The organism is Mycobacterium sp. TH-M103, assembly GCF_057473785.1.
Map to the genome: position 1 here is coordinate 1 of NZ_JBYCLG010000262.1, position 12093 is coordinate 12093.

8 protein-coding genes are annotated in these 12093 nt (G+C 72.6%); 6 read left to right on the forward strand and 2 right to left on the reverse strand.

What is annotated here, in order from left to right; all coding sequences use genetic code 11:
* The 5 genes from smc to AC2VOR_RS15030 form a co-directional block, all read left to right on the forward strand.
* Positions 1 to 2791: chromosome segregation protein SMC (smc, locus tag AC2VOR_RS15010; RefSeq protein WP_486964034.1), on the forward strand; the 2791-nt coding region annotated here is incomplete at its 5' end.
* Positions 2792 to 2859: 68 nt separating this feature from the next.
* Entirely contained in the window at positions 2860 to 4119 is a 1260-nt protein-coding gene (gene ftsY, locus AC2VOR_RS15015) for a signal recognition particle-docking protein FtsY (RefSeq protein ID WP_369739556.1), read from the forward strand.
* A 167-nt stretch (positions 4120 to 4286) separates the two neighbouring features.
* The gene (locus AC2VOR_RS15020; RefSeq protein ID WP_369741679.1) at positions 4287 to 5699 is read left to right on the forward strand and encodes an ammonium transporter; all 1413 of its coding nucleotides are present in this window, start codon (positions 4287 to 4289) and stop codon (positions 5697 to 5699) included.
* 2 nt (positions 5700 to 5701) lie between these two features.
* Entirely contained in the window at positions 5702 to 6040 is a 339-nt protein-coding gene (glnB, locus tag AC2VOR_RS15025; protein WP_144956377.1) for a nitrogen regulatory protein P-II, read from the forward strand.
* Between the two features lie 27 nt (positions 6041 to 6067).
* A complete protein-coding gene (locus tag AC2VOR_RS15030; protein WP_369739555.1) occupies positions 6068 to 8524 on the forward strand; it encodes a [protein-PII] uridylyltransferase in 2457 nt (818 codons plus the stop codon).
* A 7-nt stretch (positions 8525 to 8531) separates the two neighbouring features.
* Here the strand turns inward: AC2VOR_RS15030 and AC2VOR_RS15035 are convergent, their stop codons facing one another.
* Together AC2VOR_RS15035 and AC2VOR_RS15040 are read right to left on the reverse strand one after the other, a co-directional pair.
* Positions 8532 to 10271: a DEAD/DEAH box helicase gene (locus tag AC2VOR_RS15035; RefSeq protein ID WP_486964035.1), complete on the reverse strand. Its 1740-nt coding sequence runs from the start codon at positions 10269 to 10271 to the stop codon at positions 8532 to 8534.
* A gap of 102 nt (positions 10272 to 10373) precedes the next feature.
* Entirely contained in the window at positions 10374 to 11168 is a 795-nt protein-coding gene (locus AC2VOR_RS15040; protein ID WP_486964036.1) for an alpha/beta hydrolase, read from the reverse strand.
* Between the two features lie 89 nt (positions 11169 to 11257).
* Here AC2VOR_RS15040 and AC2VOR_RS15045 point away from each other — a divergent pair.
* The coding region (locus AC2VOR_RS15045) for a signal recognition particle protein (protein WP_486964037.1) at positions 11258 to 12093 on the forward strand (836 nt) is incomplete at its 3' end.

Below are 12093 nucleotides of genomic sequence, written 5' to 3' on the forward strand. Positions count from 1 at the left end.
CCACGAGACCGCGCTGGCTGAGCTCTCGACCCGCGCCGAGTCGGTCCAGCACACCTGGTTCGGGCTGTCCGCCCTGGCCGAACGCGTGGCCGCAACCGTGCGCATCGCCAGCGAACGCGCCCAGCATCTCGATGTCGAGCCGGCCAGGACCAGCGACAAGGACCCGGACGCGATGGATGCCGAGGCCCAGCGGGTCGAGGCCGCCGAGCGGCAGCTGAAGGCGGAGCTGGCCGCGGCGCGCACACGGCTGGAGGCCGCCCGCGCGCAACTGGCCGAGCGAGAGCGCGAGGCCGCCGAGGCCGACCGGGCCCACCTGGCGGCGGTCCGCGCCGAGGCGGACCGGCGCGAGGGCCTGGCCCGGCTGGCCGGGCAGGTGGAGACCATGCGGGCACGCGTCGAGTCGATCGACGACAGCGTCGCGAAGCTTTCCGAGCGCATCGAGCACGCCGCCGCGCGCGTGCAGCAGACCCGGGCCGAGTTCGAGACGGTGCAGGGGCGGGTCGGCGAGCTCGACCAGGGCGAGATGGGCCTCGACGAGCACCACGAGCGGACCGTGGCCGCGCTGCGCGCAGCCGACCAGCGCGTCACCGAGCTGCAGGCCGCCGAGCGGGGCGCCGAACGGCAGGTGGCCTCGCTGCGGGCCCGCATCGACGCGCTGTCGGTGGGGCTGGAACGCAAGAACGGCGCGGCGTGGCTCTCCGAGCACCACGGCGGGGCGGGGCTGCTGGGGCCGATCGCCAAGATGGTCAAGGTCCGCTCGGGCTACGAGGCGGCGGTGGCCGCCGTGCTCGGCTCGGCAGCCGACGCGCTGGCCGCCGAGAGCCTCGGGGCGGCCCGGTCCGCGGTCGCCGCGCTCAAGGAGGCCGACGGCGGGCGCGCTGCCCTGGTGGTGGGGGATTGGCCGGCCCCGGAGGATTCGGCGCGGGCCGGCGAGCTGCCCGGCGGCGCGGTGTGGGCGCTGGACCTGGTCGAGACCCCGCCGCGGCTGCGTGGCGCGCTGACCGCCATGCTCTCCGGCGTCGCGGTGGTCGACGACCTGGCACGGGCGCTCGAGCTGGTGGCCGCCCGCCCGCGGTTGCGGGCGGTGACCCTCGACGGCGACCTGGTGGGCGCCGGCTGGGTGAACGGCGGCTCCGACCGGAAGATGTCCACGTTGGAGATCACCTCCGAAATCGACAAGGCCGGCAGCGAGCTGGCCGCGGCGGAAGCGCAGGTCGCCCAGCTGAGCGCGGCGCTGTCGGGTGCGCTGACCGAGCAGGCGGCCCGCCAGGACTCCGCCGAGCAGGCGCTGGCCGCGCTCAACGAGTCCGACACCGCCATCTCCGCGATGTACGAGCAGCTGGGCCGGCTCGGGCAGGACGCCCGGACGGCCGAGGAGGAGTGGAACAGGCTGCTGCGGCAGCGCGAGGAGCTGGAATCCGGCCGCGCGCGGACTGTCGAAGAGGTCACCGAGCTCGAGACGCGGCTGCGCAACGCCCAGCAAACCCAGCATGTCGAGGCCGAGGAGCCGGCGGATCGGCAGCGGATCGCCGCCGCCGCCGAGAGCGCGCGCGGCGTGGAGGTGGAGGCCCGGCTGGCGCTGCGCACCGCCGAGGAGCGGGCCAACGCGGTGCGGGGGCGGGCGGATTCGCTGCGCCGGGCGGCCGCGGCCGAACGGGAGGCCCGGGTGCGCGCCGAGCAGGCGCGCGCCGCGCGGGTGCGCGCGGCCGCCATCGCCGCGGCCGTGGCCGACGCCGGGCGGCTGCTGGCCGCGCGGCTGGACGGGGTGGTCGGCGCGGCGTCGCACATCCGCGATGCGCTGGTGGCCGAGCGGCAGCAGCGCTCGGCGGCGATGGCCGCGGTGCGCGACGAGGTGAACGCGCTGGGGGCCCGGGTGGCCACGCTGACCGATTCGCTGCACCGCGACGAAGTGGCCAACGCCCAGGCGGCGCTGCGCATCGAGCAGCTCGAGCAGACGGTGCTCGAACAGTTCGGGATGGCCCCGGCCGACCTGGTCGCCGAGTACGGCCCGCACGTCGGGCTGCCGCCCAGCGAGCTGGAGATGGCCGAGTTCGAGCAGGCCCGCGAGCGCGGCGAGCAGGTGGTCGCCCCGGCCCCGATGCCCTATGACCGGGCCACCCAGGAGCGCCGGGCCAAACGCGCCGAACGCGAGCTGGCCGAGCTGGGCCGGGTCAACCCGCTGGCGCTCGAAGAGTTCGCCGCCCTGGAGGAGCGCTACAACTTCCTGTCCACCCAGCTCGAGGACGTCAAGGCCGCCCGCAAGGACCTGCTCGACGTCGTCGCCGACGTCGACGCCCGCATCCTGCAGGTGTTCAGCGACGCGTTCGTCGACGTCGAACGCGAGTTCCGGGAGGTCTTCACGGTGTTGTTCCCCGGCGGCGAGGGCCGGCTGCGGTTGACCAATCCCGACGACATGCTGACCACCGGCATCGAGGTGGAGGCCCGTCCGCCGGGCAAGAAGGTGACCAGGCTCTCGCTACTGTCCGGCGGGGAGAAGGCACTGACCGCGGTGGCGATGCTGGTGGCGATCTTCCGGGCCCGTCCGTCACCGTTCTACATCATGGACGAGGTCGAGGCCGCGCTCGACGACACCAACCTGCGCCGCCTGCTCTCGCTGTTCGAGCTGCTGCGGGCGCGCTCTCAGCTGCTCATCATCACCCACCAGAAGCCGACCATGGAGATCGCCGACGCGCTTTACGGCGTGACCATGCGGGGCGACGGGATCACCGCGGTGATCTCCCAGCGCATGCGCGGCCAGCAGGTGCAGCAGCTGGCCGCGGCTTCCCCCTAGGACACGCGAGCACCCGGGCACCGGCTGCCGCCGCCCGGGGCCGTCGGGGCGGCTGGAAGAATGTCAGCGTGTCGCAAGGATTTTGGATCGCCCTCGTCGTCATCGCCGTCCTGCTGGTCATCGTCGCGCTGGTGGCGGGGCTGGCGCGCTACCGGCGACGGCGCATCAGGCTGGCCCGGCCCGAGCCCGGCACGCTGGAGCGCCCCCGCGGCTATACCGCCTCATCGGGCATCACGTTCAGCCAGGGCGCACCGACCGCGGAGCGTCTCGACACCACGGGACTGCCCGGGGTGGGCGACGACGCGACGATTCCCCGCGACGCGCCGCGGCGCACGGTCGCCGACGTCGGGCTCCCCGAACCCGAGACCGTCGCGCCGCCACCGGAGGCCCCCGAGATCGAGGCCATCGAGCCGACCGAGGGCCGGCTCGAACGGCTGCGCGGCCGGCTGGCCAAATCGCAGAACGCGTTCGGGCGCAGCCTGCTGGGCCTGATCGGCGGCGGCGACCTGGACGAGGACTCCTGGCAGGATGTCGAGGACACCCTGCTGATCGCAGACCTGGGGCCCGTGGTCACCGAGTCGGTGATGACACAGCTGCGCAGCCGGCTGGCCAGCAGCGACGTGCGCACCGAGGCCGACGCCAAGGCCGCGCTGCGCGACGTCCTGATCACGCAGCTGCAGCCGGGCATGGACCGCTCGATCCACGCGCTGCCGCACGCCGACCGTCCGTCGGTGCTGCTGGTCGTCGGCGTCAACGGCACCGGGAAGACGACGACCGTCGGCAAGCTGGCGCGGGTGCTGGTGGCCGACGGCCGGCGCGTCGTGCTGGGCGCCGCCGACACCTTCCGCGCCGCGGCGGCCGACCAGCTCGAGATGTGGGCGTCCCGGGTGGGCGCGGAGGTGGTGCGCGGCCCCGAGGGGGCCGACCCGGCGTCGGTGGCCTTCGACGCCGTCGACAAGGGCATCGCCGCGGGCGCCGACGTCGTGCTCGTCGACACCGCGGGCCGGCTGCACACCAAGGTCGGGCTGATGGACGAGCTGGGCAAGGTCAAGCGGGTGGTGACCAAGCGGGCCGAGGTGGACGAGGTGTTGCTGGTGCTCGACGCCACCATCGGGCAGAACGGGCTGGCCCAGGCCCGGGTCTTCGCCGAGGTCGTCGACATCACCGGCGCGGTGCTGACCAAGCTCGACGGAACGGCCAAGGGCGGCATCGTGTTCCGGGTTCAGCAGGAACTCGGGGTGCCGGTGAAGCTGGTCGGGCTCGGCGAAGGGCCCGACGATTTGGCGCCGTTCGAGGCGGCCGGGTTCGTCGACGCGCTGCTGGGCTGAAACCCGTTGCACGGCCCCCTTACACAACCGGGCCGACGTTAATACCGCCGAAACACGGCGGCCCCAGCGCCGAAACAACCATCTCGCATGGTTCTGGTCAGGTCATCAGGCACATGTCTGGCGGCCAGTTCACGGCCGACCGGAGGTGGTAGCGAGTGACATTCCCGATGATGGGTCAGCCAGATACCGGCGATACCGCCTGGATGCTGACGAGTTCGGCGCTGGTGCTGTTGATGACGCCGGGTCTGGCGTTCTTCTACGGCGGGATGGTCCGCGCCCGCAGCGTGCTCAACATGATCATGATGAGCATCAGCGCGATGGGCGTGGTGACGGTTCTGTGGGTGCTCTACGGCTATTCGATGGCCTTCGGCGACGACAAGGGGAATGTCGCCGGTGACCCGGGCCAGTTCTGGGGCCTGAAGGGCCTCATCGGCGGGAACGCGGTGAAGGCGGACCCGAGCGCCGGCACCGCCGCCACCGACGTCCCGCTGGTGGGCAGCATGCCGGCCACGGTGTTCGTGGCCTTCCAGCTGATGTTCGCGATCATCACGGTGGCGCTGGTCTCAGGTGCGGTGTCCGACCGGCTGAAGTTCAGCGCCTGGCTGGTGTTCTCCGGGCTGTGGGCGACGCTGGTGTACTTCCCGATCGCGCACTGGGTGTTCGCCTTCGACGGCTCGGTGGCCGAGCACGGGGGCTGGATCGCCAACAAGCTGCACGCGATCGACTTCGCCGGGGGTACCGCGGTCCACATCAACGCCGGCGTGGCGGGCCTGATGCTGGCGATCGTGCTGGGCAAGCGCAGGGGCTGGCCCACCACGTTGTTCCGCCCGCACAACCTGCCGTTCGTCATGCTCGGGGCGGGCCTGCTGTGGTTCGGCTGGTACGGCTTCAACGCCGGTTCGGCCACCAGCTCCAACGGTGCGGCCGGCACGACGTTCGTGACCACCACGATCGCGACCGCCGCGGCGATGCTGGCCTGGCTGGCCACCGAGCGCATCCGCGACGGCAAGGCGACGACGCTGGGCGCGGCGTCGGGGATCGTCGCGGGGCTGGTCGCCATCACGCCGTCGTGCTCGTCGGTCAACGTGCTGGGCGCGCTGGTGGTCGGCGCGGTCGCCGGGGCGGTGTGTGCCCTGGCGGTCGGGCTGAAGTTCAAGCTGGGTTTCGATGACTCGCTCGACGTGGTCGGAGTGCACCTGGTCGGTGGCCTGGCGGGCACGCTGCTGGTCGGCCTGCTGGCGGCCCCGGAATCCCCGGCCATCAACGGCGTCACGGGCGTGTCGCGGGGTTTGTTCTACGGCGGCGGCTGGGCCCAGCTGGAGCGGCAGGCGATAGGCGCGTTCAGCGTCTTGATCTATTCTGGTGTGGTCACGCTTGTTTTGGCTTTGATCCTGAAATACACGATGGGACTTCGATTGAGCCCCGAGGCGGAGGCCGCGGGCATCGACGAGGCCGAGCACGCCGAGAGCAGTTACGATTTCGCCGTGGCGACCGGCTCGGTGCTTCCCCCCCGGGTTGCCGTGCCGGACACCCGGAACGGCATGGAGGAGCGAATGGGCGAGAAAGTTGAGGCCGAGTAGAGATGAAGCTCATCACCGCGATCGTCAAGCCGTTCACCCTCGACGACGTCAAGACTGCGCTCGAAGACGCGGGCGTCCTGGGGATGACGGTCAGCGAGATCCAGGGCTACGGACGCCAGAAGGGCCACACCGAGGTCTACCGGGGTGCGGAGTACTCGGTCGATTTCGTGCCCAAGGTCCGCATCGAGGTCGTCGTCGACGACTCCATCGTCGACAAGGTCGTGGACAGCATCGTGCGGGCGGCGCGCACCGGCAAGATCGGTGACGGCAAAGTCTGGGTCAGCCCCGTGGAAACCATCGTTCGGGTGCGCACCGGTGAACGCGGGACCGATGCGCTGTGACACGCCGTTGATCCGGACCATGGAGGGATGAACCCGACCGGGTCCGACCCGTTGGGGACAGGAAACGCTTGCGGGGCAACCGATCTGGTTGCCTCGCGGCGCCGTCTGCTGGCCGACGGCGGTGAGCTCGGCCCCGCGAAGCTGCGGCGGGCCTGGCTGGAACTGCACGAGTCCTGGCTGGCGGCCAAGGCCGCCGAGATCGGGATCACCGACGACGGCGGCTTCGCGGTCGTCGGCGTCGGCGGCCTGGGCCGCCGCGAGCTGCTGCCGCACTCCGACCTGGACCTGATGCTGCTGCACGACGACAAGCCCGCCGACGTGCTCGAGCGGGTCGCCGACGGATTGTGGTATCCGTTGTGGGACGCCAACATTCGGCTCGACCACAGCGTGCGCACCGTCCCGGGGGCCCTCGGTGTGGCCGACAGCGACATGGTGGCCGCGCTGGGCATGTTGGATGCGCGCCACATCGCGGGGGACGCGCGGCTCTCGGAGGAGCTGATCGCCGGGGCGCGGCGCCAGTGGCGCGGTGCCATTCGCTCCCGCATGGACGAGCTGGTCGAGATCACCCACGCCCGCTGGCAGCGGTGCGGCCGGATCGCCCAGCGCGCCGAGCCCGACCTGAAGTCGGGGCGCGGCGGCCTTCGCGACGTGCAGCTGCTCGACGCGCTCGGCCTCGCCCAGCTCATCGACCGCCACGGCATGGACAATCCGGAGCTGCCCGGCGGCTCGCTGGACGCCGCCTACCTGATGCTGCTCGACGTGCGCACCGAGCTGCACCGGGTGTCCGGGCGCGGAGGTGACGTCCTGCTGGCCCAGTTCGCCGACGAGATCAGCGCCGCAATGCATTTCGGTGACAGGTTCGACCTGGCGCGGATCCTGTCCGGCGCGGGCCGCACCATCGCCTACCACGCCGAGACCGGGCTGCGCACCGCCGCGATCGCGTTGCCGCGCCGCGGGATCTCCGCCCTGGTGCGGCGCCCGAAGCGGCGTCCGCTCGACGAGGGGGTCGTCGACTACGCGGGGGAGATCGTGCTCGCCCGCGACGCGCGTCCCGACGTCGACGCGGGGTTGGTGTTGCGGGTGGCGGCCGCGTCGGCGGACAAGGGCCTGCCGATCGGCGCCGGCACGCTGAGCCGGCTGGCCGCCGAAATCTCCGATCTGCCGGCCCCGTGGCCGCGCGAGGCGCTGGACGACTTCCTGGTCGTGCTGTCAGCCGGCCCGACCGCGGTGGCCACCATCGAGGCGCTCGACCGCACCGGGTTGTGGGGGCGGCTGCTGCCGGAATGGGACGCCATCCGCGACCTGCCGCCGCGCGACGTCGCCCACAAGTGGACGGTGGACCGGCACGTGGTCGAGACCCTCGTGAACGCCGCGCCGCTGTCGACCCGGGTGGCGCGCCCCGACCTGCTTGCGCTCGGCGCGCTGCTGCACGACATCGGCAAGGGCCGCGGCGTGGACCACAGCGTGCTCGGGGCCGAGATGGCGCTGAAGATCGGCCCCCGCCTGGGGATTTCGCCCGAGGACACCGAACTGCTGGCCAAGTTGGTGCGCCACCACCTGCTGCTGCCGGTGGTGGCCACCCGTCGCGACCTGAAGGACCCCGAAACCATCACGGCGGTGTCCGAAGCCCTGGGCGGGGACCCGCTGCTGCTCGAGGTGCTGCACGCGCTGACCGAGGCCGACTCGAAGGCCACCGGACCCGGGGTGTGGAGCGAATGGAAGGCGTCCCTGATCGAGGACCTGGTCCGCCGCTGCCGGATGGTGATGGCCGGTGAGGCGCTACCGCGGGCTGAACCCGTTGCACCGCAATATCTTTCGTTGACCAGTGAGCGCCGGGTGCAGGTGGACGTCGCGCCCGGCGGCGGCGAGCGCCTGCAGGTCGTGATGATCGCGCCGAACCAGCGGGGGCTGGTGTCCAACGCCGCCGCGGTGCTGGCGCTGAACTCGCTGCGCATCCATTCGGCGTCGGCCAACGTCCACGGCGACGTCGCGATCATCGAGTTCGTGGTGTCGCCGCTGTTCGGTTCGCCGCCCGAGGCGGGCCTGCTGCGCCAGCAGTTCGCCGGCGCCCTGGGCGGTGACATCGACGTGCTGGGCACGCTGGAGAAGCGCGACAACGACGCGGTGAGCGCGGCCACCGCGCGGGCCGGCGAGGTGCAGTTCGGTGTTCCCGTCACGCGTTCCACCGCCCCGCCCCGCATCCTGTGGCTGGAGACCGCGCCTTTCGGCCAGCTGGTCCTGGAAGTCCGCGCCATGGACCGGGCGGGCCTGCTGGCGCTTTTGACCCGGGCGCTGGAACGGGCCGGGGTCGACATCGTCTGGGCAAAGGTCAACACCTTCGGATCGACCGCGGCCGACGTGTTCTGCGTGACGGCGCCGGCCGGGGACAGCGAGCACTCGGCCCGCGCGGTGGTCGAGCAGCACCTGGCGGCCGTGCTGGGCGGCCCCGCCGTCGAGGTGCTCGAGGAGCCCGTCGGCGACTAGGGCGCGCTCACGCCCGCTCCGAATTCATCTGCCGCAGCGCGACGATGCGCGCCTGGATCTGGTCGCGGGTGGCGGCCGCGATCGGCGGCCCGCCGCAGCGGCGGCGTAGCTCGTTGTGGATCCAGCCGTGCGGCTTGCCGGTGCGGTGATGGGTCAGCGACACCAGCGTGTTCAGCTCGCGGCGCAGTTCGCGGAGCTCCCCGTGCATCGACGGCACCGGCGCGGCGTGCGCGGCGTCCTGCTGGAGCCGGGCCCGCTTCTGCAGTTGCTCGTCCTGGCGCTGGTGCAGCAGGGCCCGCATCTGGTCGGCGTCGAGCAACCCGGGGATGCCCAGGTAGTCCGCCTCCTCGTCGCTGCCGGCGGGGGTGGCGGTGCCGAACGACGACCCGTCGAAGATGACCTGGTCGAGTTCGGCATCGGCGCCCAGGGAGGTGAAGCCGCGGTCCTCCTCGCCTTGCTCTGTCTGCGTGCGCGTGGCGGGATCGCCGTCGAGCGGGTCCGCGTCCGGCCGGTGCGGCGCGCCGAGCACGTGGTTGCGCTGGGCCTCCAGCTCGCTGGCCAGCTGCAGCAGGTTGGGCACCGACGGCAGGAAGATGGTGGCAGTTTCCCCCGGCCGCCGCGACCGCACGAACCTGCCGATGGCTTGGGCGAAGAACAGCGGCGTGGAGGCGCTGGTGGCGTAGATGCCCACCGCAAGCCGGGGCACGTCGACGCCCTCGGAGACCATGCGCACCGCGACCAGCCACCGGCCCGTGCTCTCGGCGAACTCGGTGATGCGCCCGGACGATCCGGGGTCGTCGGACAGGACGACCGTGGGCTGTTCGGAGGTCAGCCGCTCCAGCAGCGCGGCGTACGCGCGGGCCGCGGTCCGGTCCGACGCGATGATCATGCCGCCGGCGTCGGGCACGTGCGTGCGCAGCTGACACAGCCGCCGATCGGCGGCCGCGATCACCGCGGGCATCCATTCGCCGGCCGGGTCCAGCGCGGTGCGCCAGGCCCGCGCGGTCTGCTCGGCCGACAGCGGCTCGCCCAGCCGCGCCGCGTGCTCCTCGCCGGCGCTGTCGCGCCAGCGCGCCTCGCCGGAGTAGGCGAGGAAGACCACCGGGCGGACCACCCCGTCGCCGAGCGCCTCGGCGTAGCCGTAGGTGTGGTCGGCCCGCGAGCGCAGGATCCCGTCGGAGCCGGCTTCGTAGTCGACGAACGGGATGGGGCTGTCGTCGCTGCGGAACGGCGTCCCCGTCAGCGCCAGTCGCCGCGTCGCGTCGCCGAAGGCTTCGCGGATCGCGTCGCCCCAGGTCTTGGCGTCACCGCCATGATGGATCTCGTCGAAGACGACCAGCGTCCTGCGCTGTTCGGTGCGCACCCGGTGCAGTGTCGGGTGCGCGGCGACCTGGGCGTAGGTCACCGTGACGCCGTGATACTCCGGCGAGGTCACCGGGCTGGTGTTGGAGAACCGCGGGTCCAGGGCGAGGCCGTGCGTCCCCGCGGCCCGCGCCCACTGGACCTTGAGGTGCTCGGTGGGCACCACGACGGTGATCTGGTCGACGGCGCGCTGGGCCAGCAGTTCGGCCGCCACCCGCAGGGCGAACGTCGTCTTGCCCGATCCGGGGGTGGCCACGGCCAGGAAGTCGCGCGGCTGACCGGTCAGGTATTTCACCAGCGCCCTGCGCTGCCAACCCCGCAACGCGCGGCCGGGGTCGTGCCCGGTCGCGGCGCGTGGCTCCGTGCTGACCGGTTGCAACGACATTTCCCCCCGTGGTCCCGTGATCCGATGCGGCCGGCCTGGTTAAGTGGCGGACGTGAAATCTAGCACGGCAAGGCTTTTCGCGGCGGCAGCGACTCGGGCGAGCTAGCGTGCCGAGCCGGTGACGTCGCGGGCCCGCAGCCACGCGAGGATCCGGCCGGCGACGTCGGGCCAGCCGGGCTCGAGCATCATGTTGTGACCCATCGGGAAGAACTCCGGCTCGGTCCGGTAGGCGCGGGCGGTGGCGCGCACCTCCTCGACGCTGACGAAGCCGTCGTACTCGGCGCCCAGCACCAGGATCGGCGTGCTCACGCGCCGGGTTGCGACCCGGCGGAGGATCGGGTCGGTCATCGCGGCGCGCACGCTCTCGGCCCCGGCGCGTTGCCGGCAGGATTCGACGACGGCCTCGGGCGTGTCGGCGCAGAACAGGTACTCGCGGGCCAGGGCCGGGGTGGCGAGGAATTTCAGCAGCGTGCGGTCGTTCCAGGCCTCCAGCGTCATCGACGGCCGGCGGCGCCAGACCCGCAGCGCCAGCGTGAGCACGCCCTGCGGTGGCACCGAACCGACCAGCACCGCGGCCGGGGCGCGGCGGGTTTCCAGATAGCGCTGCACGACGAAGCCGCCCAGCGAATGGCCGATCAGCACCGGCCAGCCGCCGAGGTCGTCGGCCACGGCGCGGACGTCGTCGATGTAGTCGGCGACGGAAACCCTGTGCAGCGGTGTGGGGGTGGGGCTCGCGCCGTGCCCGCGCAGGCTCACCGCGACCGCGCGGTAGCCGGCATCGGCGAAGAAGTCCAGGAAGTTCTCCCAACACCACGCCGCGTGCCAACCGCCGTGGACGAACAGCAGCGGCGCCGGATGCGCCGGGCTGGTGGAGCCCTTGTCGAGCACCTCGAGCATGGGCTCGACCCTCGTTTGCCGGCGCCGCGCCGTCAAGCCCTTCGCGCGCGGCCGAAGTGCCCCGGCCGCCGAGCCACTAGGCTGGTCGGGTGTTTGAATCCCTGTCTGACCGGTTGACCGGTGCGCTGGCGGGACTGCGCGGCAAGGGGCGGCTGACCGACGCCGACATCGACGCCACCACCCGCGAAATCCGGCTCGCCCTGCTGGAGGCCGACGTCTCGCTGCCCGTGGTGCGGGCGTTCGTCAACCGGATCAAGGAGCGCGCCCGCGGCGCCGAGGTGTCCGGCGCCCTCAACCCGGCGCAACAGGTCGTCAAGATCGTCAACGACGAACTCGTCGGCATCCTCGGCGGCCAGACCCGCCAGCTGGCCTACGCCAAGTCCCCGCCCACGGTCGTGATGCTCGCCGGCCTGCAGGGCTCCGGCAAGACGACGCTGGCCGGCAAGCTCGCGGCCTGGCTGCGCGGCCAGGGGCACACGCCCCTGCTGGTGGCCTGCGACCTGCAGCGCCCGGCCGCGGTGAACCAGCTTCAGGTCGTCGGCCAGCGGGCCGGGGTGCCGGTGTTCGCGCCGCATCCCGGCGCCGGATCACCGGATCCCGACGTCGGCCCGCCCGACCCCGTCGCCGTCGCGGCCGCCGGGCTCGCCGAGGCCCGCGCCAAGCACTTCGACGTCGTCATCGTCGACACCGCCGGACGGTTGGGGATCGACGACGAGCTGATGGCCCAGGCCGCGGCCATCCGCACCGCCGTCGACCCCGACGAGGTGCTGTTCGTCCTGGACGCGATGGTCGGGCAGGACGCCGTCACCACCGCCGAGGCGTTCCGCGAGGGTGTCGGTTTCACCGGCGTGGTGCTGACCAAGCTCGACGGCGACGCCCGCGGTGGCGCCGCGTTGTCGGTCCGCGAGGTGACCGGGGTGCCGAT